This is a genomic window from Pseudomonas sp. GL-RE-29, from assembly GCF_019947275.1.
Lineage (GTDB): Bacteria > Pseudomonadota > Gammaproteobacteria > Pseudomonadales > Pseudomonadaceae > Aquipseudomonas > Aquipseudomonas fluorescens_A.
The window spans coordinates 166,584-190,787 of record NZ_JAGYGD010000005.1; the positions used below are offsets into that span (position 1 = coordinate 166,584).

Sequence of the window (24,204 nt, forward strand, 5' to 3'; positions counted from 1 at the left end):
TCAAGGGAGAATGAATTGATGCATGGCCACTGGTGCCGCTCCTGGTGAGGACACCCGGGTACTGAACAGTCCCAATCCGCCACCACGTAACGTCATATATAGATTCGCGCGTCCTTGGGCGTCCGCTTGCAGCCATAGCTTCATACCCTCCCCGGCACTGCTGGCGCGGACAGGCTGCGGAAGCAATGTTTCGATGTTGAAACCGTGTAGAAAATCCCCGGACAACTCGATTTCAACCATGGCGTCCGGCGTGCCGACCACACTGATCACCATCGGATTGGTTGAACCGTTCCGGTGAAAAACCTCGTACTGCACCCTGAGTTTGCCGTCGCTGCCGTGGACGTCTCGCAAGCTCATTGGCCCGCGTGAAAACATTCCACCTAGTCCCAGCACGACCAACAGCACCAACACGTACCAACCGCATCGCTCAAACCGCCAAACCTTGACCTGATAGGCCATGTCTTCGCGAACGGGATAGTCGCGGCTCTTGAAGTCGTCGTGGCTGCCTTTATCACTCATGGCGCGCTCCTACCCTCGTTCACCTGCCAGTGCCCGGCGGTGGAATTCCGGTAAATGCTTCAATGCGTATTCGGCGGCTTGGAGTTGCACCTGGCAACGAGTGTCGAAAAATCGATGTTTATGACTGAACAAACTACGACCATGCCCGGACTGAAAAGCCCAAGCGAAGCAGATGGTGCCTGCTGGAATTCCATCGACATCTTCCGGGCCCAGGATTCCAGTGGTCGCCACAGCAACATTAGCCGTGCTGTCGAACAACGCGCCCAAGGCCATCTCTCTCGCGACCTCACAGCTGGTGAGGTTGAAGGTCTCGATGGTCTGGGGATTGACTCGCAACAGACGCTGCTTGGCTTCAGGGGAATACACCACATAGCCACTTTCAATAAGCTCTCCGCTGCCCTCGATCTCCGACAGAAGCGTCACAATTTTTCCTGCCGTACACGACTCTGCTGTGGTGAGCACAAGATTGTGCTCACGAAGGTAGTCAATGGTCATAGCCGCAATGGACATCACGTTTTTTCCGATAAGGTCTTCGCAGTTGACCCCTGCGAGTCTCGTTCATTCCAAGTTCTGCTCACGGGTCATTCATTCCCCTATTCCGAGCCAATGCCCTTCCGATATGTGCGGGAGCGGATCAGCGCGAAGAGGCCGCCAGATCCTCTTCGACGAAGCGCAGCATCGCCTCCGCCAGCGCCTCGCGCGGATAGGCATTCTGTGTCACCAATAGTGAACCGAGGGTCGAATGCGTGCGGGCGATCGGCACTGCCAGTGCCCAATGATCGGCGTTGATAAAGCCCATCAGGCTGCTGCCAGGCACAATTTGATCGTAGAAAATCACTTGGCTGTCGTTGCGGGCATCGATGCTTGCCAGCTTGTTGTAACTCGATTTCAGTATGGCCGAGATGTGATCGGGTTGCGGGAAGGTAACGAGCGAATAGAAGTTCACTTCGGACGGCAACCGGTTCTGCGCCAGCCAGTTCTTGCGCGTTGCGGGTCGAAGGCTGTTGATCGCGCCACCGTCGCCCGAATCGCAGGTCGAGCCGGGAAAGTGTCGCAACAGGTCCGCCTGGTACTGCTCGGCATCGTTGGCAAGCGCCGAGCCACCGACCGAGCCGGCTGCGCTGACCACTGCCGCCACGCGGCCGCGGATTTCCGGGTAATTGACCATCGCTTCGAGAATGTCGGGGGCGCCCTTCGAATAACCGATCAGGACGAGCCGCGGCGGTCCGGCTTCGGCTGGCATCGCCATGATCGCGTCGCGTATTTGCCGAGCGTTCTTTGTGGAACTCGATAAGGCGTCGACCTTCATCTGCACCAGGTCATATCCGAACTGACGAAGATGAATCGCTACACTGCCGGGCGCTTGCAGCCATTGCTCGAAGCATTCGTAGCCGACACCGGCCACCACAGCGCCGATCAGACGGCGTTTCGATTGACCGAGATCGACGGGTTTGCCAGTGCCAACAGGTTCGCTACCGACGCGCGTCAGTGCCTCCTCGCAAGGGCGGTTATCGGGCAGCTCGCTGCCTCGCGTGTTGAGGATCGAGCAAAAAACCTCGCGAAAGCGCGCCCGCTGGTCCTTCACACCGACCTGCGACGCAGGGACCAGCACAAGCGGCGGTGTGTCCGTCGAGTAGGGAACAAGCGGCGCGGGTGCGCAGGCGGTGAGCGCATGGCAGCCAGCGATCAGCAGCCATGCCATGCCAGCGCTGCGCAACAATGGGTAGGCGCTGCACAAACGGCCGGCCGAGTCATCCGGACTGCCGAACAGGTCACTTGCGGGCATCGTCGAGCTCCTTCGGTGCAGGCGATTCGCGCCGGTCCAGGTACGGTTCCCAATCGAGCATCTCCACGTCCGACAGGCTGAGCGGCCGCGTCGCGAAGAACATGACCGCACGCAGACCGTCGCTGAAATAATGGGCGCCGCTGAACGTCGTTCGCGATTGTGCCTGGGACGCGGGACCGACGCCGGTGACGAAACCGAGCTTGTCCAGACCGGCCGAATACATCATGTCCTGGATCAGTAAATTTCTCGCCTCATCGACGTCTTCATGCAAGACGAGATTTTCCGAATCGCGCGGTGCAAAGCGTCCGCCGATCGGTCTTGCGACCTGCGCGAGATAAACGGATTGACCGTCGAAGCGTATTGGCGTGACCCAAAGACGCACCCAAGTCGCCGGCGCTCCGGCTTGTGATTGCTTGCGAACCACGGCATCGGGCATGCGGCCAAACACACGTTCCGCTGCATCCGCGGGATGCGCGGCACGCCGGTAGCCGCGACGCACAAAGGCGGTGGCGATATCGGCGAAATCGCCGACGAGAATCACATTGAACGGATCGCCGTTCGCCCTGCCGTTCGCGTCAGTGGCGCAACAGGGAAGGCGCTCCAACGCGGAACGCAACGCGGCCAGATCGTCATAGTCCTTGATCTCTGAACCGTGATGCTGGAACAAACCTTCGGCAAACCATTTCTCCCCGGCATCGTCCGGCACCCGCAAGAAGAGAGAGAACGGGACAAGCGACTTTCTCTGCAGCAAATCGATATTCAGCAGCCGCGTAGCGCGCTCCGGGTTGATGAACAGCACGCCCGCTTTCGTTTCGCCTGGCAGGACGGGATTCTTGAATCCCAGTTGGTCCAAGTGTGCATTGATGCGCGCGTTCGCTGCCGGGGTGAATGTCCCGTGCACGGACCAGGCGACTTCGAGTGGCGAGAAATAGTCGGGATCGGTTCCCGGCTGCAGCAACAAGAGCGGATCGGCAGTCTGGTTCTGGACTTCGACCCACACGGGCTGCACGCGCGTCTTGTCCAACTCCACCCCCAGCATGCGCTGCCTGTCTTCGGCACTGAGCACGGCGGCGCTGACGCGTATCTCGTTCCTGGTGGCCGTCTGCGCACGTTCACGCAATCCGGAGGTATTGAAATCGGCAGGCGCCTGCCAGGTCGAACAAGCAACGGCGAGCGCAAGAATCGCTGCACAACTCAGGGTGCGCGAGCAGCGCATTGCACATCGCAGAGTACCCCTGGCGCGCGGCGCCGACGGCAAACGGCTCATGGCTTGACCCGTCCCGCGGATTGTCCGCCATTCTCGTAGATTCCCTTCGATAGAAAGAATTCGATTTCCGCCAGGGAGGTGTGCGTGTGATCGAATACCAGGACACAGCGCAGCCCATCGGTGTAGTAAGGATCGGTCGTCAGGTTCTCGCGCGGTGCGCTCTTGGGCGCGGCCCCCACACCCTTCACAAAGCCGAACTTGGCCAGCGTTACCGAATACGCCATATCCTGTGTCAGTGCACTCCGTGCTTCGTCAACATCAGGGTCGATCTTGTGCGTTGTCAGCGTCGGAGAATGCACGGTCATCCGGCTGCCGATGTCACGGCTGATCTGACCGACCCACACCTGCTTGCCGTGATATTGCATCGGACTCAGCCACAACCTCAGGTGATTGCGCTGGTGGACGTTGTCGCGCGCCTTTTGCAGGGCAAGGTCCTGGGCTCGCCCGAACAGATAGAGATCGCTCACCGGCGCATAGGGATAGCGCTCGCCGGCAAGCGCCGAATTAACCATTTTCATGATCGACCCCGACCACTTTTCCTCGGTTCCACGCCAGCCACGACGCGCGAACGCGGGAAAGGCATCATCGAGGCCGCCGACGACCACCAGGTTCAGCGGATCGCCGTTCGTGGAACCCTCCTCATTGGTAACGCAGCACGGCAGCGCCTCCAGCGCCGCCTGGAAACTGGCGTCATCCGTGTAGTTCACAATGTCTTCAGGCGGATAGATGCCCCGCCTGAACACTTCGCTGATGTGGTAATCGGTGCGCAGGCCCGGCACGATGGCCAGGACAGAGAAATGCCTCGCCCGCCCGTCCGCCACCAGATCGAGGTTAACGAACTTGAAGCCCTCGTCGAGATGGGTCAACACGAAGCCCGAGGTGGTCGCGCCAGGTGCGACAGGGTTGCGCAAGGCCAGCCGACGAAAGTGCCGGTCCAGCGCCGTCCGGTCGTCCTGCGGGATGCCCGGGAAAAATGCTTCGGCCGCCTCGGATGCAGGGAAAAAATTTGGATCGAGGCCCGGCGAAAGCAGATAGTAGGCGCGGTCTTCCCGATTTTTGACTTCGATCCAGACTGGCTGTATCGATGTATTCGCCAGAGGCACGCCGTAGACCGCCTCGCTTTCCGCGGCCGACAATACGGCGGTCGACACGCTCAAGCCGCCATCGTGGCGTGTTACGGCGCGGCTCTTATAGTCAAGGCTCGTCGTTGGCGGAGGCTGGGAGGCGCAGCCGGCGAACGCGGCTGAGATGGCCGTTGCTGCGAGAACGTGTCTCACCATGCGATGCATCGCGTAACCTCATCAACTGAGCTTTACCAATCTTCGCTGTCCTGCCTGTGTCATCAGTGGCTACTACGAACATTAGTTTCGACATCGCAGCTTTTCATTATTAATCGCCCCTGGAATTGCGCCGGCTTTTAGGTGTGAGTCATGCCGTCATCGCAGAATAGTCGAACTATCGATAGCAGTAGTGCTCGATGCCTTTGCGCTTCAATAACTCGACATTGAGTTCAGCCCGTCTCGGAAATGTCAGTTGTGTGAAACCGTCATAGAGCTGTCAGAACCGAGACTGCAATCGAACATATGCGATTCCGATGGGCGATTCCTGGTGCGTTGCGCCGGGAGCCACCTATGCTTAAGACAAGAACATCGACATCAACATCAACATCAGTGGGCCGATGGTCAGGGCGGCTGGCGAAAAAACGCCTTGACCCGACGACTTGCTCACCCGGCAGACGCTGGATGAATCGCATAACTATATGAACAGCAAGGCTAAAGGCGTGCTGCGTCAGAACTTTTTTACTCAACGCCGAAGTTTCCGTTGTCCTCTGCCCTGCTACGCTTTTTAATCCTTACAATGTAATCAGACGACCATTCCGAATACACTTTGGTGGGTTCGTGAGGACAAGGCTTTTGAAAGGCACACTGAAAGGCACACTGATTGGAGCCACGGTAGCCATCGCGACACTCTGCGTTGTGATGTACGGGTTTAATACTTGGAAGGTTGCTCAAAGCCAGCGGCAGGAAGCGTTATGCGCGGTAGCGCAGCAGCACATGAAAACCGTGGAAGCACAGGCCCGGGCCATGGCCGCAGGGCTGTCGGTAGAGGGGTACGCCAAGGCGGAAGAGGCTGAGGTTGGCAAGCTCGTCAGTGCCCTGGATACCGCCAAGAACGAAAAAGAGGTGGACGCGGTTATCGAGGAACACGCAGCCTCCGTCGAGGCGCAGGTCGCGGCTACGGACGCGGAGGTGAAGTCCCGTGGCGAACAGCCATTCCTCGGCCAGCAGCGAAAAGAACAGCGCATCACCACCGACGTCAAACAGGAGATCCAGCGCGCCGAGAAGGCTGTAGCGACGGAATGTGATTAACGCAGCGCGCCGCATTCAACTCAGGATTTCATTTCCGCCGACAGCAAATTCACTAACGCCGCCGCCGGCATTTCCCGTGCCAACGGTGCGCCCTGCCCGGCCCATTGCACTGCGAACTCGGTGTTGGCCTTGGCGGCGGCCGCAGCGTTGAGTGCTTTGTTGGCGTCGTAGGCAATTGGATAGTCCGGCAGCTCCGTAGTATTCGCCGGCAGCGAGGTGAAATTGCGATTGACCATGCCCCGGGCCGGACGCCCGGAAATCAGGCTGGTGACTTTTGTCTGGTGGGCACGCGGGCCTTTCAGGGCTTCACGATAGGCCGCGTTGGCGGAGGATTCGGGGCATAGGATAAACGCCGTGCCCAGCTGCGCGGCACTGGCACCCAGTTGGATCACAGCATTTATGCCGGCGCCGTCCATGATGCCGCCCGCCGCGATAACCGGTAGCAGGCACGCGTCGGCCAGCACACGTACCAGGGCGAACGTGCCCATCTCACTGTCCTGCTGTGGATCGAAAATCCCACGATGTCCCCCGGCCTCAAAACCTTGCGCCACCAGCGCATGCACACCGGCGTGTTCGGCCAGTTGTGCTTCGGCCAGACTGGTCACGGAGCACAGCAGGACGATGCCGGCTTGCTTGAGCGCATCGACGGCCGGTTGCGGCGGCAAACCAAAATGGAAACTGACCACCGCCGGTTTTTCTTCCAGCAGCATTTGCAGCATGTCCGCGTCTTCGACGAACGAGGTGTAAATCTCACGCAGCGACGTCGGCGAAGCGGCGTCGAATTCGGCAAAAAACGGCGCAAGCGCATTCAGCCACTGCGACTCGCGCGCGCGGTCTTGCACCGCAGGTGCGTGACAGAACAGGTTCACATTGAACGGTTTGTCCGTCAGCGCAGCGGTTTCCCGCAGCATGCTCCGTGCCTGCTCGACCGTGCTCGCGCCGACCCCGATGGAACCCAGCCCGCCAGCATTGGACACCGCAGCCGCCAGTTTGGGCGTGGAGACGCCCACCATCGGTGACTGGATGATCGGCAGTTCGATGTTCAACAGGGATAACAGTGGAGTGGACATGGCAGCACCTGAATGTAATGAGTGAACGAAAAAACTAAAGCTCCCCGGTCAGGAACTGCGCCCGACCACCGCCGAACGACCAGTCTGCGTCGGAGTTTTCCACCAGCGAAACAATCAGGTCATCGGGCGACAGGTCACAGTCGACTTGCAGTTGCTCGGCCAGCAAGCGGTAAAACGCGATTTTCTGCGCCTGCGGGCGCGGTCGCGAGATCACTGTCAGCAACACCACATTAGCCGAGCGGGTGTAACCCAACCCCGTGTCATGCAGCACCAGTTCCCCCGGTCGATGTTGCGTGACGCTTTGGTAGCGATCACTGACGGGTACGTCAAATGCCTGGACCATGGCCTGATGCGCCCCATCGAGCAGGGTTCGCAGTTGTTCATCGTTGCGGCCCTGGATGATGTCGAACTTGAGCAATGGCATAGCGATTCACCCTGGCGATAAAAATTGGGAGCGAGGAGTTCGCCCCCTGGGAAAATGGCTGGCGTGCAAGCCCGCGCCTACACCCCCACCAACCCGAAAACATCAATGCTTACTTGGAGGTCGGCATGGCGAACTCGGCGCCTTTGGCAATGCTGTTCGGCCAGCGTTGCATGATCGACTTCTGCTTGGTGTAGAAGCGCACGCCCTCTTCGCCGTAGGCATGCATGTCGCCGAACAGGGAACGCTTCCAGCCTCCGAAACCGTGCCACGCCATCGGCACCGGAATCGGCACGTTGATACCGACCATGCCGACCTGAATACGGCTGGCGAATTCACGGGCGATGTGGCCGTCGCGGGTGTAGCACGCGGTGCCGTTGCCGAACTCGTGGGAGTTGACCAGATCAACCGCCTCGGCAAAATCTTTCACGCGCATGCACGCCAGCACCGGGCCGAATATTTCTTCTTTATAGATTTTCATTTCAGGGGTGACATGGTCGAACACCGTGCCGCCGAGCCAGAAACCTTCGGCACAATTGACGCCGGCCTGCGAGCCGTCAAAGCCGCGGCCGTCGACCAGCATTTCGGCGCCTTCGGAAATGCCCTGCTCGATGTAGCCGGTGATGCGCTGCAAGGCGGCCGCCGAGACAATCGGGCCCATTTCGGCGGTCAGGTTCATCCCTTCAAGGATCTTCAGCGTACGGGTGCGCTCCACCAGTTTAGGCATGACTTTGTCGGCGACATCCCCGACGAACACCGCCACCGAAATCGCCATACAGCGCTCGCCGGCAGAACCGAAAGCCGCGCCGATCAAGGCATCGACAACCTGGTCGATATCGGCGTCAGGCATCACCACCATGTGGTTCTTTGCCCCGCCCAACGCTTGCACACGCTTGCCGTGACGGGCGCCAGTTTCGTAGATGTAGTTGGCAATCGGCGTCGAGCCGACAAAGCTCACGGCTTTGACTTCCGGGTGATCGAGCAGCGCGTCCACGGCTTCTTTATCACCTTGCACCACGTTGAACACGCCGTCCGGCAGCCCTGCTTCCTTGAACAGTTCAGCGATCAGCAGCGACGGCGACGGATCGATCGGGCTCGGCTTGAGCACAAAGGTATTACCGCAAGCGACGGCCACCGGGAACATCCACATCGGCACCATCACCGGGAAGTTGAACGGGGTGATGCCGGCCACCACACCCAAGGCCTGACGCATGGTCCAGTTGTCGATATTGGTCGAGACCTGTTCGGTGTAGTCACCCTTGAGCAACTGCGGGATGCCGCAGGCGAATTCGACCACTTCGATTCCGCGCGTCACTTCGCCCTGGGCATCGGTGAACACCTTGCCGTGCTCGCGGGTGATCATCTGCGCCAGGGTGTCACGGTGCTCGTTGAGCAGCGCCAGAAACTTGAACATGATGCGGGCGCGGCGCAGTGGCGGCGTGGCCGACCAGGCCGGGAAAGCAGCGGCCGCTGACTGCACGGCGGCGTCGACTTCAGAGACATTGGCCAGGGCCACTTTGCCGATCACCGAACCGGTGGCGGGGTTGGTGACGTTCTGCGCGCGACCGGAGTTGCCCGGCGTTGCGCGGCCGTGAATGTAGTGTGCGATGTCTGCTGGCTGGTTGCTCATGGCGGATGTCTCCTGGTGGTGGATCTCTTGTTGTTGTCAGGAAAGGTGCCAGGCGGGTGTTCAGCGTCTCTGGCAGAGCCAAAGTAGGTCAGCGGTAGAATCATGTAAAATGATGATTAATGATTACATGAATCAGAATTGGTGAATGTATCCCATGAGAAGGGTCATCTGGCGTCGAATGATTGAGTGGATAGCTTCAGAAAGGGAGTGACGGTTGCGATGCGATCGCATTGGTGGGCAGTGCGCACACCAATTTGCAGGGGGGCGAGTTGGTGGCCAGCGGTGAAGCGTGGGTACAGTGGAACTCATCCATCGGCGGGGGCGCTTACATCTTGCTGTTCTGTACGGGGGCGGCCAAGCAGGTTGCCCTTGCCACCAAAAGCCAACATGCGGTTGCGCTCAGCCAGCTGGAACAGGCTGTTAAGTCGACCGCCGCTCGTGTTTCTGGTCTAGCGGGCAAGAACAACTCCGCGACGCCCGGCACGAAGTTCGATTTCAGCGCGTTAAGTGTCACGCTACGCAATCCTGTGACCGGCGCTACTGCCGTTGTGACCAACACCGGTACGATTACCAACAACGTGGCCCTGGCCGGGCCAGTCGCCAATGGGCGTGACCAGGCGGCGGCCTTTAGCCCTTCCCGGTGGCTCTATTTCTATTTCATCTGGAATCCGACCACATCGGCACCGTCGACGATTGCGAGTCTTGCTTTGCCCACTGTAGGGCCGGCATTGCCTGCCGGGTATGCACATTGGGCGTATATCGGCGCTGTGTATTTCGGTGCTGGGTCAGCGCTCGCCTGGGGCAACTTCCGAGGGAGTTGGTTTTACTACCAGGCTACGCAATCTGTAGTCGTCAATGGGTCGTCGACGGCACCCGCGGCTACCACCGTGACGTCATTTGTCCCGCCTCCATCAGTTGCGCCACTGATGGAACTGGCGATCCCCAATCTGTCCATAACCTCTACGGCAGGGGGCTCATACAGCGTCACCTGTACTATCTCGATGGAAGGTGGAGCCGCAACGGTTTTTCAAATTGGATTGCAGGGAGGCGGGCTGGCAGGCGCCAACTTCGGCGTGGCCGGAACCGGAAAGCGCGTGGCAAATCTCTCGCAAGGATTTAATTACGCGCTCACCCCCCAGGCTGGCTCTGGATATGTGGTGAGCATTAGTGTTTGTGGGTACAACAATGCCAATGGGGGCGAAGGATGAACGCATTTATCGATAGCGACGGCGTGTTGACGTCTTGGGGTTATGCCTCCTCTAACAATGATGACGCGTTGGTGGTGGTGCCCGATGACTTCGTCAGGACTCCTGGGTCTGTCAAAACGAGCGATGGTGGGCAAACGTGGGTGCCCGTCCCTGCGGAACACACCCCAGCCAACCCCCGTTCAGAAATTGAAGTCTTACGTCTGCGGGCATACGCCGATCCTATCAGCGGTTCGGATCGCTACTTCGCCGAAGCCGCGCGGGTCCAGGCCATGGGCGGCACCGAGGAAGAAGTCGAGGCGGCGCGTGCCGCCGGCGCAGCACGCTCGGCAGAAATTCAGGTGCAATATCCGTGGCCAACATGATTTCTATGCTTAGACGCTCGCTCCATTTGGATAGCTGAACAGGTCGAGTGATTTACGAGTGCCAAATGTCCCGCTAGCTACCCATAGTTTCGCAAGTTTTAGCGGTGCCAATTGACTTGCTAAGCGGTGCCAAATCCGGCACGCGCTTACAATCACTTCGAATCAGGTCGGCTGTCAGGCCGCCTCGCTTTGCTTTGCTTTTGATCTTCTTGCCCCATCGAGAGGCCGAGCGCAGGTTCTGCGCAGTGGGCAACCCGGCAAGGATGCCGGGTTAGCCGCCCCTGGCCATGGATGGCCGATGGCGGCGGGCCCACGGAGCAGGACCGGAGCGAGGGCATGCCGAGCATTAGCGAGGCACCGAACGACAGGGGCAAAGCCCTTGGTTACTTGGGGCTTTTCCAAGTGACCCGCCGTAAGGGCGGAACCTTTAGTGGCCGTTACCGCAGGAATGGATATGTATTCCGTCAGAATCATCCAGGTCGCTGTCAGGCCGCCATCGCTGGCAAGCCAGCTCCCACAGGAATCGAGTACGACCGCAATACAGGTTGGCTGTCAGGCCGCCATCGCTGGCAAGCCAGCTCCTACAGGAATCGAGTACGACCGCAATACAGGTTGGCTGTCAGGTCGCCATCGCTGGCAAGCCAGCTCCCACAGGAATCGAGTACGACCGCAATACAGGTTGGTTGTCAGGCCGCCATCGCTGGCAAGCCAGCTCCTACAGGAATCGAGTACGACCGCAAAACTCAGGTGGGCTGTCAGATCGCCCGGGTCAGTTAACGTTGTCAGCGCGCTTTTGCAGATACTTCGCCCGCTCGGACAGGCGTCTCTTCCAATCCTCGGCCAGGCCCTGCGCAGCCGCCAGTGCGAATAGATCATCGATCACCGGCCGGTGCGCCAACTGCACCTGCCAGAACTGCTCGATAGTGAAGCGTTCGGTGTGCCGCTCCAGCAGCTCGATCCGCCCCCCCGCTTCGATGAAGCCCGGCTCAACAATGCGGTAATACCAACCCGTGATGCGCTCCTTGGCGACAAACATAGACATGTGCTCGGCATCAAAACGATGGTTGATCTTCCAGCACGGACTGCGCGGTTGGGAGACCTGCAACACACTGCTGCCAACCCGGAACACATCACCGATGTGCACGTTGCATTCGGAGAGCCCGGACGCCGAAATATTCTCCCCCAGGCTACCCGCTACCAGTTGCGAAGCGCTATCCGGAAATGCCTGTGCCAGACGCTCATAATTCTGCGCCGCATACTGGTGTACCGCCTTTTCCGGGCCGCCGTGCACTCGGGTATCACCGTGCTGGTCACCGACAATGCCATGCCGCTCCACGCGCACGGGGCCAGCGTGCCGTTGCTTGAAGATGCCCGTGCGCTGCCCTTCGGGCTGCAACACGCCCAGGCCTCCGGCGAAAACATGGTCGATTTTCGAAGTGAGTGTCATTGGTCGAACTGCGCTCATTAGTCGGTTTTGGCCACTTTACTAACCGCTGTCGACGACCGTAAAGTGATCGTTAAGTATGCTGACAATCACTTTTTCTGATGGATGGTGACGATCATGGAAATGCGCCAACTGAAAATTTTCTGCGCCGTGGCCGAACTGGGCAGCTTTACCGCCGCCGCGTTGCAGGTGAATACCGTGCAGTCCAACGTCACCATGCGCGTGAAGGAACTCGAAGCCGAACTCAACCGCGAGCTGTTTATCCGCAAGAAGTCGGGTGTTGTGCTCACGTCGGCGGGCGAGACGTTCCTGCCTTACGCGCGGCGCATCCTGCAACTCACCGATGAGAGCCGCAGCGCCCTGATGGACACCGGCAGCCCGAGCGGTCTGCTGCGGCTGGGCTCAATGGAAACCACCGCCGCCATCCGCTTGCCGCAAGTGCTGACCAAGTACCGCGAGCAGTATCCCGACGTGCAGTTGTCGTTGCTGACCGGGACAACGGTGGAGCTGATCAAGGCAATTGAAGCTCATCGGCTGGATGGCGCATTTGTAGGTGGATTCCACCAGAACTCGGCGTTGTTCCAGGAAGAGGTGTTTTCCGAAGAACTGGTGCTGGTCAGCAGCAGCCAGTTCGATTCATTGCCGGCGCTGATGGACAAGATGCCTCAGCAAACCGTGCTGGTGTTCCGCACGGGGTGCTTCTATCGCTCAACGCTGGAAAACTGGTTCTACCAGGTGGGACTGGTGCCGAACCAGATCATGGAACTGGGCACGCTCGACGGCATCCTTTCGTGCGTCGCCGCCAGCATGGGCGTGACCTTGCTGCCCAAGACCATCGCGGAAAATTGCAGCGTGCGGCATGCGATCCACTGGCACACGCTGCCGCCCGAATTCGCCAATGTCTCCACCGTGTTCATCCGCCGCAATGACTCGATGATCACCTCGGCCATGAGCGCGTTCGTGGGTTTGGCGCAACAGCAAAATGCGCGACCCTGACTACTGTAGGAGCCGGCTTGCTGGCGATAGCGGTGTGTCAGTCGTCATCCATGTTGATTGATGTGCCGCCATCGCCGGCAAGCCGGCTCCTACAGGTGATCTGAGTGTGTCAGTCGTCATCCATGTTGTTGATGCGCCGCCATCGCCAGCAAGCCGGCTCCTACAGGTGATCTGAGTGTGTCAGTCGTCATTCATGTTGATTGATGCGCCGCCATCGCCAGCAAGCCGGCTCCTACAGGTGATCTGAGTGTGTCAGTCGTCATCCATGTTGTTGATGCGCCGCCATCGCCAGCAAGCCGGCTCCTACAGGTGATCTGAGGATCGGTTATTGCCAGCCGAGTGTCCTGCGCTGCTCATTCAGAAACCGCCCTGTGGCGGAATAGTCAGTGAAGCTGCTCTCAGCGACGGGCTGTTGGTCCAAACCACGCGCCAGCTCCGCCACCCGCTCCGCCGCCGGGACCACACTGTGAATCTTGCCCACACCCTGCCCCGCATACAGCGACAGCTTCTTCGCCATCCGCGGCTTGTCGATTGCCCGGGCACCGCCGCCGATCAAGCGCAGCAGGTTCCACTTGTCCCGGTTCGGAATCACCCGGTGCGGCGTGCCGTAGGTCCAGCCGAATGAGTAGCCGGTTCGGTACTCGGTGTCATCAGTGGTCGCCTCGACAATCTTCTGCTTGTACAGCGGATGCGCATTCGACTCATCGGTGGCAATGAACGCCGTGCCCACCACCACCCCCGAAGCCCCAAGCGACATCAATGCGCGCACATCGTCGCCATTAACGATGCCACCGGCCGCGAGTACCGGCCGGCCCTCGGCGACGGCGAGGATCGAGGTCAACAGCGGCATGATGCCGATGGTGCCGCGATTCAAGTGACCACCACTTTCACTGCCCTGGGCGATGATGATGTCCGCACCTTGGGCGATGGCGATTCGGGCCAACTCCATCGACCCCGTTTGCACCATTACCACCAGCCCGGCGTCTTTCGCCCGGGGAATCATGTCGGCGGCATACTTCTCGGCATAAAACAGCGACAGCAGTTTGGGTTTTTCCTTGAGGATCACCTGAAACTGCGCTTCAAAGACATCTGGCCCGCCGAACTGCGGCACCAGGTTCACACCAAACGGCTGATCGGTCAGTGCGCGGGTTTCCTGTATCCAGCGGCGCAAGGCCAATGGCGGCAAGCGCAAGCCACCAAGGACGCCCATGCCCCCGGCGTTGGCCACGGCGCCCACCAGTTGCGGACCTGAAATGGCCGCCATGCCACCGAGAAAAATCGGGTACTTCACGCCGCAGAGCCGGGTGATGGCGTTACCGGCGAAATCGAATTTGGCTTCGTTCATGACTCACAGCTCCACATGTTTTCCAAGCATCCGCTTGAGCGTGTTGTTCTTCAGGAGAAAGTGATTCTTGACCGCGCCGAAGATGTGCAGCGCCAGCCCGGCGAGGAACGCCGAGGCGCCAATGTTGAACAGCACATCGACCACGTGTTTCAAGGTTGCATTGGTGGGCAGGAGTGCCGGAATCCACAAGCCGCCGGGCAATTCCACTACCTCTCCCGCCGCAGCCCGTGAAGCCCATACCGCAATCGGCAACAGCACCATGGCCAGGGCCAGCGACGCCGCCACCGAACGGCTGATGATCACTTCAATGGGATTGGGCGTGCCCACCGGCAGCGGATGGTAAGAGGTGATCCGCGCCCAGAATCGATAAATCGAGACGAGGAACAGAATCAACCCGAGCAGGTTTTGCACCCTGCCCAGCCCCATCCTCAGTGCCTCGCTTGAGGCTTGTCCAATCGACAGCTGCAGAACAAAAATCGCCAGCAGCGAAAATGCCACGACCCAGTGCAGCGCAACGGTGATGGGTGAAAATCTCAAGCCATTGTCTCTAAGTTGCATGGCTGACTCCTTTTGCAAAGGACGCAAATCAGGAAAGGAAAAGAGTGATCGGCCGCGTCTTAATGGCTGACCGCTTGCGAGGCGCCGAGGCCGGTCTGGGCACGAATCAGCTGATCATCGAACAGCTCGCGCTCAAGCACCGCCCCGCGACTGCGATCAGTGACCGAGCCTAGCCAGGTGAAGAAGAACGCCACGTTCATCGAGATGATTGCCGGGTAGTCGTACGGGAAAATCGCCTCGGCGTTGCCCAACACCTTGACCCACACCGCAGGCGAGAGAATCACCAGGCTGACCGCGCTCACCAGACCCGCGACGCCACCGATCAGCGCGCCACGTGTGGTCAGGCCTTTCCAGTACATCGAGAGCACGAGGATCGGGAAATTGACCGAAGCCGCCACGCCAAAGGTCAGCGCCACCAGAAACGCGATGTTCTGATCCTTGAACAGAATCCCCAGCACCACCGCGACAATGCCGATGCCCACCGAGGCAATTCGCGACACCCGGCGTTCGTCCTTGGCATCGGCCCGGCCCTTCTTCATCACCATTACGTAGAGGTCATGAGAGATCGCCGACGTGCCGGCCATGGTCAACCCGGACACCACGGCCAGAATCGTCGCAAACGCCACGGCGGAGATGAAACCGAGCAGCAGGTCGCCGCCCACGGCTTTGGCCAGGTGCATCACCGGCATGTTGCCGCCGCCGATCAATTTGCCCGCCAGATTCCCGCCCTCGTAGAACGCCGGATCTTGTCCAACAATCACGATGGCAGCCAACCCTAGTACCGCCACGATCAGGTAGAAAAAGCCGATGAAACCGGTGGCGACGAACACCGATTTGCGCGCTTGCTTGGCGTCCGGAACGGTGAAGAAGCGCATGAGGATGTGCGGCAGTCCCGCCGTGCCAAACACCAGGCCCAGTGACAACGAAATCAATGACAGCGGATCGGCCACCAGTTTGCTCGGCAGCAGAATCCGCTCGCCATCGTGATGCGCGGCCACGGCTTTTTCGAACAACAGATCGAAGGAAAATCCGAATTTGCTCAACGCCAGGAATGCCAGCAAGGTTCCGCCCAACAGCAGCAATCCGGCCTTGATGATCTGCACCCAGGTGGTGGCGACCATGCCGCCAAAGGTGACGTAGACCGCCATCAACAGCCCGACAGCAATGACCGCATAGTTGTAGGGCAGGCCGAACAGCAACTGAATCAACTGCCCCGCCCCCACCATCTGCACCACCAGATAAAAGCACACCACCGTCAGCGAACCGAAGGCCGTCATGGTGCGGATGCGGTTTTGATCCAGTCGGAAAGACGCGATGTCCGAGATGGTGATGCGCCCCAGGTTGCGGATGCGCTCGGCGAACAGAAACAACAGCAACGGCCAGGCGACAAAGAAGCTGATCGAGTACAACACGCCGTCGAAGCCGTTGAAGAAAATCATGCTGGTGACGCCCAGCAATGCCGCCGCCGACATGTAGTCACCGGCCAGCGCCAGGCCGTTCTGGAAACCGGTGATACCGCCGCCGGCGTTGTAGAAGTCATCCATGGATTTGGTTTTGGAAGCGGCCCAGTACGTGATGCCCAGGGTCGTCACGACGAAGACCAGGAACATGCTGATCGCGGTGATGTTGATCGGTTGTTTTTCGACGTTTTGCAACACGTCGCCGGCCATGGCGCGCGCGGCGAATACGCTGAGCAGAACAGGCAGCATGAGGTTGCGAAGGAGGCGTTTCATACAATGGCCCCCGCGCGGATTTCTGCAGTCAGTGCGTCGAACTCACCGTTGGCACGAAGGATGTAGAGACCGGTGAACAACCAGGCCCCGATGATGAACACCAGGCCCAGCGGCCAACCGATGTTGATGATGCTGGTTGCGGAAAGCTTCGTCGCCAGAAGCTGAGGGCAAAACGCAGCGACGAGGATAAACGTGAAGTACGGGACAAGCGTGGCGGCCGTCAGGCTGGCGACGAATCTTCGCTGCCTTGAGACCAAATCCTTGTAACGGGGGTGATTCCGAATTCTCGACGATTCAGTTGCATGGTTCACGTTGACTCCGTGTAGCAGTGGTTGCGTTATTGTTGTTCCACAGCCTCAGATTCGAAGACTCGATCCGCCACTGGCTGCGGTATCTGTGCCCCTTCAACCTATGCCCGGCACATGATCATGTAAAATGATCATTTGTGATTCAGTTGATCGTTTTTCGTGAACCTTCAGCGTCTCGATTCTGCCTTGTGCTCACAACCAATAACGTCGACACTCATCTCCTCAGCGCTGATTTTTCTGAGTCGGTTATTCCTGTTTGAGATAGGTGAATTCGGTGGACGTGACGGATCTCAAGGTGGTGGACGCGGTGGCCCGCCATGGCAGCATGAACAAGGCCGCGAGTGAGTTGAACACCGTGCAGTCGAACGTTTCAGCGAGGATTCGCTCGCTGGAAGACGAGCTCGGCGTGGCGCTTTTTCAACGCAGCGCCAGAGGCGTGCAAGTGACGCCGGCGGGTCGGCGAATCCTGCCATTTGCGGCGCGACTGTCGAAGTTGCTGATGGATGCGTCGAGTGCCGCGCGCGATGACGGTCACCCAAAAGGTGTGTTGGAAATCGGCACGCTGGAGACCACACTGGCGATGCGTCTGCCGCTGCTGATCGCACAGTTTGCCAAGGCGTACCCTGAGGTTCGCCCGGTGGTTCGCACGGGTACTACGTGCAGCCTGATCCAGGGGGTAATCGACTGTAAGCTCGAGGGCGCGTTCGTCGCCGGTCCGGTCAATCACCCGGAACTGCTGAGTGAAGGTGCGTTTCGCGAAGAGCTTGTACTGGTCACTTCCCCTGCCCTGCGCAGCCTCGACGACATCGCCGGCGTCGACCATCTGAAGACCGTGGTGTTTCGCATCGGTTGTTCCTATCGCCAGCGCCTGGACACCTTTTTGGTGAGCCTGGGTGTGGTGGCGCCCGAGCCGCTGGAGTTCGGTTCGATCGAAGCGATCATTGCCTGCGTATCGGCCGGGGTCGGGGTCACGTTGTTGCCCAGAGGCGTTGTCACTCAAGCTGCCCGCGACGGGTCGGTCGCGGTGCATGAGCTACCGGCAGAATTGGCGGAGGTTGAGACCGTTTTCGTGCGCCGCATCGACGGTTATTTTTCCAGCGCACTGGCGACCTTTTTGCACAGCGTACGACTGGACGGTGTCACCGCAACGGCCCCCGCTACTGTGGCGCTGTAGCGACCGGCACCGCATCCACGCGATGTCTGACCCAGCCATTGATCGCGGCGCACAGCACCAATAACGCGCCAGTCACCAGGAACACGTGATGCAAGCCGAAATGCGCGCCGATCTGGCCACCGATCAGTGGCCCGATCACCTGCCCCGAAAACTGCGCCGATTGCAGATAGCCCAGGACTTTGCCGGTGTTGTGTTCTTCGACTGAATGGCGGATCAACTTGGCAATCGCCGGCAGCAGTCCGGCGATGGTCATGCCCATGACGCCGCGCAGTACCGCCAGTTGCCACCATTGCGTGACATAAGCCTGGGGAACCATGACCACGGCCGTTAACACCAGGCAGCCAATGATGACGTTCCAACTGCCGACGCGATCCGCCAGCGCTCCCAACCTGGCGGCGGTCAAAATACTGCCCAACGCCGAACAGGCCATCACCACACCGGCAATCCGCGCCTGATCATCCAGCGCCACGCCGAGGTGACCGATGTAGACGGTGATGATTGGTTCGATCGACATGTTGGCCAACAGCACCATCATCGCTGTCATCAGCAACGCGGCAATGATTGGCCATCGGGAAGTGACGCCGTCGGAAGGTGTTTGGATGCCGCGTCGTGCCCCGTCCGACTCACGATTGAAATCCTCACGAATGAGCAGGATGGTCGTGAGCGCCGCCACCGCGATCATGGCGCCGCCGACAAAAAAGGTGCCACGGATGCCGACAAACTGCGGCAAGAATCCACCCACCAGCGGCCCGATCAGGTTACCGGACAAAGCTCCCGTGGACAGAACTCCCAGCGCCCAACCCGCCTTCTCGCGCGGCACTTGTGAGCCGATCATCACGATGGACGCCGATGCGTAGCCACCGATGAGGCCGGCGACCAGGCGCAGCACCACCAGATCGGTCACGTTCCGCGCCAACCCGATCAACGACATCACAACGGCCATGCCAATCGCCGCGCGGATCAGCATCGGTTTGCGCCCATATCGATCCGCGAGCCGCCCCCAGATCGGTGCGGTAATCGCCGTGCCGAAAAACGTTGCGCCGAAGGCCACGGCTGACCACTGCACTACATCGGCCTGGTCTGTCACGCCCAGTTGCTGCACGTAAAGAGGCAGGAACGGCAACAGCATGCTCAAGCTCACCAGCGTGGTGAACGAGCCGAACACACAAACGGCCAGGTTGCGACGCCAGTAGGGAAGATTGCGTTCGGCGTAATTCACTTGCTCAAATCCTCGCCTGTCGAAACCGGGTGGCTGGCACTTCTGGCCAGCGCAATCACATCAATGACAAACGCCATCAACATGGCCGACGTGCCGATGAGGAACAGCAGGCTGTAGTTACCGCCGCTGTAGGAAAACAGGAATGACAACCCATAGGCGGCGACCGCTTGGAACAAGGCAAAACCCACCGTCGCGGTTTGCCAGGCGGCGGTTTGTTGCGCGGGATGCCTGGCGAGGATTTCGTGGACGCGACCCAGCACCAGCGGCACCGTACCGGTAACAAAAGCGCCGACGATCACACTGGATGCCATCAGCCAGACACTGCCCAGTCCGAATGCCGGCACCGCGACGCTGATCGCTTCGATGATGAATGACACCCGCAACGCGCGACCGAAGCCGACCCGATCCGCCAACACCCCCGCCAGCAACGGGCCAACGGTGGCGCCGATGCCAAACAGCACCCAATACTGCGCCCCGGTTTGCAGGCCTTGGCCGAGGCCTCGGGCGACAAAATCCACCAGGAAAATCATGTGTGGCACCCAACCGGCGGCGTTGAGGGCGTATTCGACGTACAGCGCCTTGAGGGTGCCGTTGGGTGCAGGGCGACGGTGATGCACGGTGCTGGCGACCGGGGCGTTTTCCGTCGGCCATCCGCGCCAGGCAATGGCGGTCAGCAGCAGCGCGATCACCCCGAGACCCAGCCAGGTTTGCGCCAGTCCCTGTTGCAACAGTAGAGGCACCAAGGTTCCGGAAGCCGCAATCCCGACGCCCACGCCCATGAAAATCACCCCACCCGCCAAGCCACGTCGGGATGGCGGCACGTGAGCCAAAACCGTAGGCGCGGCCAACACCATCAACGCGCCACCGGCTACACCGGACAGGAAGCGCCATGCGAAAAACCAGGCGAAAGACACGGGATAAGCACAGGCGAAAAACGCGATGCTGGCCAGCAGCATCATTGCCCGCAGGGTAAATCGGGTTGAGGTTTTCGCCGCCAGCGAACGTCCAAAAAGCGCCCCGGCCAGATATCCGGCGAGATTCGCCGCGCCGAGGTAAGCCGCTTTGGACGCATCAAACCAATGGGCACCGACGATCGCCGGAAGCAGCGGCGTGTAGGCAAATCGCGCCAGGCCGATGCCCACCAGGCTGGCGGAAAAACCGGCTGCGGTGCCTCGCCATGGGCTGGCTGGTGGATGCGCCGTTATGGCAATTGGTGGCTTCACGCTGTTCATTTTCTGCCCTTCCACTACTTCAGTTGGGCCGACTCTACGCGCGAGGGTTATATCTCAATAAACGCATTAAACAGGCAACTGTTATCTGTTAATTAGATATGCAACTTGTGGCGAGGGTGCTTGCTCCCGCTGGGTTGCGCAGCGACCCCAAGCTTTTGGGCCTGCTGCGCAGTCCAGCGGGAGCAAACTGCCTCGCCACAGGGGGTTGAGTGAGGTTTTTGATTACACGGTGTATCAACAGTAATTCCGCGCAAGCGGTATATCTTCCCCCCGGGGCTTTTTACATTGGCCGATCCTCCGTTCCTTCCCACGAGCGAACCTTCATGCCCCATGACTTGAATCGACTTGATACTGCACTCTGCGCTTACCCTCGGGTGGCATTGCTCGAAGGCCCGACCCCGATCCAGAAGCTGTCACGACTGAGCCAGCTAGCCGAATTCAACGGCTGCAATCTCTACGTAAAACGCGATGACCTGACCGGGCTCGGCGGCGGTGGCAACAAGCTGCGCAAACTGGAATTCCTGCTCGGCGAGGCACTGGCCGAAGGCGCGGACACACTGGTGACCTGGGGCGGCTTTCAATCCAATCACGCCCGACTGACCGCCGCCGTCGCCGCGCGCCACGGCCTGGCTTGCGAACTGATTCTGACCCCGTCCGCCGTGCGCAGCGATGATGACTTTTGCTACAACGGCAACGTCCTGCTTGATGGCTTGTTTGGGGCGAAAGTCCATCGCTTGGCCCGGGGTGTGACACCGGACAGCTACGCTGCCGAGTTGCTCGACACGCTCAAGAGTCATGGAAAAAAACCTTTCGTCATGCCATTGGGCGGTTCCAGCCCTCGCGGCAGTCTGGGCTATGCAGCCTGCGCGTCGGAGATCCTGCGCCAATCCGATACGCTGGGTGTGCAATTCGAGCGAATCATCGTCCCCAATGGCAGCGCCGGAACCCATTCGGGATTGCTGGCCGGCGTGACCCTGGCCCAGTCATCCACGGAAATCATCGGCTACTCCGTGTTGGCAACCGAGGAACAGGCAACGGCCACGACGCTGGAAAAAACCCGGCAAGCTTTGCAGCTCCTTGACCCTGCCTCTTCACTGTCCGATAGCGCGGTTAGCGTCGATGGCAGTCAGCGCGGCGAAGCCTATGGCGCGCCGACCGGCGACATGCTGGAGGCCGTGCGGTTGCTGGCATCCCACGAAGGATTACTCATCGATCCGGTTTATGGCGGCAAGGCCTTCGCCGGTTTGCTGGCCGCCGTGCGCCGCGGTGATTACCCGGCGGGCAGCAACCTGCTATTTGTGATGACGGGCGGCTTGCCCGGCCTTTTCGCCTATCGCAGCGCCTTTGACTGACCTGGCTTTTCAGCAGGCATAAAAAACCTCCCCGGACGCGAACCCGGGGAGGTTTTTTTACGGCTGGATCGAGCAATCAGCCCTGGGCTTTGCTCATTTTGGTGAACAGCTCGGTCGGCACTTTCTTGCCGTTGGAAGTGAACTGGTTGGTGCGGAATTTGTAGACCTCGCCTTCGGAGAGGAAACCGTCGTTGTTGGTGTCCATCGCCTTGAATTCCTCACCACCCTGCGGGGCCACGGTCAGCAGTTCTTTCAGCGAGACGCGGCCGTCGTGATCGGTGTCGGTACGGGCGAACGACGCATCGCCGCACTTGCCTTCACCGCATTTGCCTTCGCTGGTCTTGGTCGCTTTGGCTTCGGTTTCGCCAGCACCGCACTTGCCTTCGCCACACTTGCCTTCACTGGTCTTTTCCGCGGCGGCGAGTTGGTAGCCTTGTGGCAGCGCTTCTGCGGCGAAGGCAGTCGAAGCGAGGTTCATGCTGCCGGCCAGTGCAACAGCGATCAGGCCAATACGGGATTTGTTCGACATACGGGACATGGTGATTCTCCGGATACTGTGTGCGGCCGAGCCGCTTAGGGTCACTGCCACAAGGGCGATAAGCCGTGGTGCGAGGGCGTTTGCTTTCTCGCTAAGGCAGGGCTATTTGACGGCAGTGGTGTATCCGGGATGTATCCGGATCAAGGGCATTTGTAAGCCAGTCTGCTCACACGGGGCTGGGATACACAGCGATACATAGGCGATCCCAACATCACACACAACCCTGTGGCGAGGGAGCTTGCTCCCGCTGGGCTGCGCAGCGGCCCCAAAAGATCGCAGCCTGCGGCAGCTCCTACAGGTTTACGCGGTCCCTTGTAGATATCGACTTGCCCCGAACTCGCTAAACAATCCAGCTTCACTCACATACCTGTGGCGAGGGAGCTTGCTCCCGCTGGGCTGCGCAGCGGCCGCAAAAGATCGCAGCCTGCGGCAGCTCCTACAGGTTTACGTGTGTTCCTGACTTTTCGTAATCAGCCAACTAAAATCATGGCGTTACGTACCATCTGAACATCAAAGCAGAAAGGGAGTTTGCATCATGACCGAAGATACAAAAGCCAAAGGACCCGCCTCGTACTTCCCTTCGATAGAGAAAAAGTACGGGCAGCCCATCTCTCACTGGTTGGATCTACTGAAAACGGTGAGCACCAAGAAGCATATGGAGATGGTGGCCTGGCTCAAAACGGAGCACGGCATGGGTCATGGCCATGCCAATGCGTTAGTCGCCTATCATTTGGCAGCCGCCAAAAACAGCTAGCCATGCGGCCGAGTCGTCGCTACGTTGACGTGGTGCCGGCAAATCGGCGCCCCTTTTATCCGGAAATTCATTGGGGACTCAGTGTGTAGTGGTAGTGCACCGCGCCAGTATCCGGATGCACCAGCCAGTAGTCATCTTTGTCCTTTTTGAGTCGATAACACTCTTTGGGGATTTTGGCCCCAGTGAAACAAATCACGCCATCGTTGACGGCCCAATACTCTGTCTCTGGCGGATTACCCGACAATTTGAATATTTCGGTGCCATCCGCGTTGAAACTCAATGAGTATGGCAACCCCGTAGGTCCGACATTATTCAGTTTGTTTCCAATCAAGGTGCTGCGGACCTGGGCATCATCAAGTGCCACTGCTGAAGCACTTACCGGCTTCACCGTTTTTTCGCCAGTCGAAGCACAACCGGACAAGACAAGCGCCAGCAAAACACAACTCCAATATTTAATAAGCATGTTGCACCTCTACAGAGGTTCTCTCTGAAATACTCATTAATTAGACAAATCTAATGAGCGGTGAATTTGTTGTTGGTTGTATTTTTCACACTGTCGACAAACCAGATCGTGACGCCATCACTTAATACTTTATTGCATTCCTTGCCATATTTTTGATACGTAATACAGATGACGTCTTCGGTGATGACCCACGTACCAGATTGCATGGATTCACTGGAAATCTGGATCCTGGCGGTCCCGTCAGGGCTTAGTGTTTCAGAAAAAGGATACCCGGTGGATGTAACGCTGGAGTGCTTGCGACCAATGACTGTCGAGTTTATCTCGCTGCCACTTAGTTGTTTCGCGTGCGCCGGCGCATCGGCATGAGCATCAACTGCCGCTTGATGACCAGAGGATGAGCAACCCGTTATAAATAGCACCACAGCGGCGCAAAGGATTTTCTTGTTCACTGCCTTC

Annotated in this window: 25 protein-coding genes; 7 read left to right on the forward strand and 18 right to left on the reverse strand. The window is 59.2% G+C overall.

Annotated elements, in window-relative coordinates; all coding sequences use genetic code 11:
- From KGB21_RS06875 to KGB21_RS06895, 5 genes are all read right to left on the reverse strand, one after another.
- Window positions 1–519 (reverse strand): hypothetical protein, encoded by a 519-nt coding sequence (locus KGB21_RS06875; protein WP_223504407.1) that lies wholly within the window; start codon window positions 517–519, stop codon window positions 1–3.
- A gap of 9 nt (window positions 520–528) precedes the next feature.
- Complete coding sequence (locus KGB21_RS06880; protein WP_223504409.1) at window positions 529–1,029, reverse strand: CinA family protein; 501 nt, start codon at window positions 1,027–1,029, stop codon at window positions 529–531.
- A gap of 124 nt (window positions 1,030–1,153) precedes the next feature.
- Window positions 1,154–2,305, reverse strand: a complete 1,152-nt coding sequence (locus KGB21_RS06885; protein WP_223504411.1) for a hypothetical protein — start codon at window positions 2,303–2,305, stop codon at window positions 1,154–1,156.
- The gene (locus KGB21_RS06890) at window positions 2,292–3,572 is read right to left on the reverse strand and encodes an LssY C-terminal domain-containing protein (protein WP_223504412.1); all 1,281 of its coding nucleotides are present in this window, start codon (window positions 3,570–3,572) and stop codon (window positions 2,292–2,294) included. Before KGB21_RS06890 ends, KGB21_RS06885 begins: the two co-directional genes overlap by 14 nt.
- Entirely contained in the window at window positions 3,569–4,723 is a 1,155-nt protein-coding gene (locus KGB21_RS06895) for an LssY C-terminal domain-containing protein (protein WP_223504463.1), read from the reverse strand. Before KGB21_RS06895 ends, KGB21_RS06890 begins: the two co-directional genes overlap by 4 nt.
- An 828-nt stretch (window positions 4,724–5,551) precedes the next feature.
- Between KGB21_RS06895 and KGB21_RS06900 the strand changes: the two genes are divergently transcribed.
- A complete protein-coding gene (locus KGB21_RS06900; protein WP_052321202.1) occupies window positions 5,552–5,941 on the forward strand; it encodes a hypothetical protein in 390 nt (129 codons plus the stop codon).
- Window positions 5,942–5,961: 20 nt separating this feature from the next.
- On the opposite strand, the gene KGB21_RS06905 is transcribed toward KGB21_RS06900, so the two are convergent.
- The 3 genes from KGB21_RS06905 to KGB21_RS06915 form a co-directional block, all read right to left on the reverse strand.
- Window positions 5,962–7,011, reverse strand: a complete 1,050-nt coding sequence (locus KGB21_RS06905; protein WP_223504414.1) for an NAD(P)H-dependent flavin oxidoreductase — start codon at window positions 7,009–7,011, stop codon at window positions 5,962–5,964.
- Between the two features lie 34 nt (window positions 7,012–7,045).
- The gene (locus KGB21_RS06910; RefSeq protein WP_223504416.1) at window positions 7,046–7,435 is read right to left on the reverse strand and encodes a tautomerase family protein; all 390 of its coding nucleotides are present in this window, start codon (window positions 7,433–7,435) and stop codon (window positions 7,046–7,048) included.
- A 109-nt stretch (window positions 7,436–7,544) separates the two neighbouring features.
- The gene (locus KGB21_RS06915; RefSeq protein ID WP_223504417.1) at window positions 7,545–9,062 is read right to left on the reverse strand and encodes a CoA-acylating methylmalonate-semialdehyde dehydrogenase; all 1,518 of its coding nucleotides are present in this window, start codon (window positions 9,060–9,062) and stop codon (window positions 7,545–7,547) included.
- A 272-nt stretch (window positions 9,063–9,334) separates the two neighbouring features.
- Between KGB21_RS06915 and KGB21_RS06920 the strand changes: the two genes are divergently transcribed.
- Both KGB21_RS06920 and KGB21_RS06925 read left to right on the forward strand, forming a co-directional pair.
- Complete coding sequence (locus KGB21_RS06920) at window positions 9,335–10,270, forward strand: hypothetical protein (protein ID WP_223504419.1); 936 nt, start codon at window positions 9,335–9,337, stop codon at window positions 10,268–10,270.
- Window positions 10,267–10,632: a hypothetical protein gene (locus KGB21_RS06925; RefSeq protein WP_223504421.1), complete on the forward strand. Its 366-nt coding sequence runs from the start codon at window positions 10,267–10,269 to the stop codon at window positions 10,630–10,632. The genes KGB21_RS06920 and KGB21_RS06925 overlap by 4 nt, the downstream gene beginning before the upstream one ends.
- Window positions 10,633–11,401: 769 nt before the next feature.
- Here KGB21_RS06925 and KGB21_RS06930 read toward each other — a convergent pair.
- A complete protein-coding gene (locus KGB21_RS06930; protein ID WP_223504423.1) occupies window positions 11,402–12,079 on the reverse strand; it encodes an MOSC domain-containing protein in 678 nt (225 codons plus the stop codon).
- A 114-nt stretch (window positions 12,080–12,193) separates the two neighbouring features.
- Here KGB21_RS06930 and KGB21_RS06935 point away from each other — a divergent pair, with 114 nt between their 5' ends.
- On the forward strand, window positions 12,194–13,072 hold the full coding sequence (locus KGB21_RS06935; RefSeq protein ID WP_223504425.1) for a LysR family transcriptional regulator: 879 nt from the start codon (window positions 12,194–12,196) through the stop codon (window positions 13,070–13,072).
- A 325-nt stretch (window positions 13,073–13,397) separates the two neighbouring features.
- On the opposite strand, the gene KGB21_RS06940 is transcribed toward KGB21_RS06935, so the two are convergent.
- The 4 genes from KGB21_RS06940 to KGB21_RS06955 are packed head-to-tail and all read right to left on the reverse strand — an operon-like array spanning window position 13,398 to window position 17,019.
- Complete coding sequence (locus tag KGB21_RS06940; protein ID WP_223504426.1) at window positions 13,398–14,417, reverse strand: NAD(P)H-dependent flavin oxidoreductase; 1,020 nt, start codon at window positions 14,415–14,417, stop codon at window positions 13,398–13,400.
- A 3-nt stretch (window positions 14,418–14,420) separates the two neighbouring features.
- On the reverse strand, window positions 14,421–14,975 hold the full coding sequence (locus KGB21_RS06945) for a cytochrome b (protein ID WP_223504428.1): 555 nt from the start codon (window positions 14,973–14,975) through the stop codon (window positions 14,421–14,423).
- A gap of 59 nt (window positions 14,976–15,034) precedes the next feature.
- Window positions 15,035–16,708: a cation acetate symporter gene (locus tag KGB21_RS06950; RefSeq protein WP_223504430.1), complete on the reverse strand. Its 1,674-nt coding sequence runs from the start codon at window positions 16,706–16,708 to the stop codon at window positions 15,035–15,037.
- Window positions 16,705–17,019 carry a DUF485 domain-containing protein gene (locus KGB21_RS06955; protein WP_223504431.1) on the reverse strand — a complete coding sequence of 105 codons (315 nt, stop codon included), beginning with the start codon at window positions 17,017–17,019 and terminating at the stop codon, window positions 16,705–16,707. Before KGB21_RS06955 ends, KGB21_RS06950 begins: the two co-directional genes overlap by 4 nt.
- Window positions 17,020–17,290: 271 nt before the next feature.
- On the opposite strand from KGB21_RS06955, the gene KGB21_RS06960 reads away from it, so the two are divergent.
- Window positions 17,291–18,190 (forward strand): LysR family transcriptional regulator, encoded by a 900-nt coding sequence (locus KGB21_RS06960; protein WP_034150385.1) that lies wholly within the window; start codon window positions 17,291–17,293, stop codon window positions 18,188–18,190.
- Here the strand turns inward: KGB21_RS06960 and KGB21_RS06965 are convergent.
- Window positions 18,174–19,409 carry an MFS transporter gene (locus KGB21_RS06965; protein WP_223504433.1) on the reverse strand — a complete coding sequence of 412 codons (1,236 nt, stop codon included), beginning with the start codon at window positions 19,407–19,409 and terminating at the stop codon, window positions 18,174–18,176. The two genes, KGB21_RS06960 and KGB21_RS06965, sit on opposite strands and share 17 nt — an antisense overlap.
- The gene (locus KGB21_RS06970) at window positions 19,406–20,641 is read right to left on the reverse strand and encodes a YbfB/YjiJ family MFS transporter (protein WP_034150386.1); all 1,236 of its coding nucleotides are present in this window, start codon (window positions 20,639–20,641) and stop codon (window positions 19,406–19,408) included. Before KGB21_RS06970 ends, KGB21_RS06965 begins: the two co-directional genes overlap by 4 nt.
- A 323-nt stretch (window positions 20,642–20,964) precedes the next feature.
- Between KGB21_RS06970 and KGB21_RS06975 the strand changes: the two genes are divergently transcribed.
- Entirely contained in the window at window positions 20,965–21,993 is a 1,029-nt protein-coding gene (locus KGB21_RS06975) for a D-cysteine desulfhydrase family protein (RefSeq protein ID WP_223504434.1), read from the forward strand.
- Between the two features lie 76 nt (window positions 21,994–22,069).
- Here KGB21_RS06975 and KGB21_RS06980 read toward each other — a convergent pair whose 3' ends face one another.
- Window positions 22,070–22,531, reverse strand: coding sequence for a hypothetical protein (locus KGB21_RS06980; protein WP_034150388.1), 462 nt, complete (start codon window positions 22,529–22,531; stop codon window positions 22,070–22,072).
- Between the two features lie 535 nt (window positions 22,532–23,066).
- On the opposite strand from KGB21_RS06980, the gene KGB21_RS06985 reads away from it, so the two are divergent.
- The gene (locus KGB21_RS06985) at window positions 23,067–23,285 is read left to right on the forward strand and encodes a DUF4287 domain-containing protein (RefSeq protein WP_034150389.1); all 219 of its coding nucleotides are present in this window, start codon (window positions 23,067–23,069) and stop codon (window positions 23,283–23,285) included.
- A 67-nt stretch (window positions 23,286–23,352) separates the two neighbouring features.
- Here KGB21_RS06985 and KGB21_RS06990 read toward each other — a convergent pair whose 3' ends face one another.
- Both KGB21_RS06990 and KGB21_RS06995 read right to left on the reverse strand, forming a co-directional pair.
- Window positions 23,353–23,748, reverse strand: coding sequence for a hypothetical protein (locus tag KGB21_RS06990; RefSeq protein ID WP_034150390.1), 396 nt, complete (start codon window positions 23,746–23,748; stop codon window positions 23,353–23,355).
- Between the two features lie 50 nt (window positions 23,749–23,798).
- A complete protein-coding gene (locus KGB21_RS06995) occupies window positions 23,799–24,197 on the reverse strand; it encodes a hypothetical protein (protein WP_155292776.1) in 399 nt (132 codons plus the stop codon).
- Window positions 24,198–24,204 lie beyond the last annotated feature (7 nt).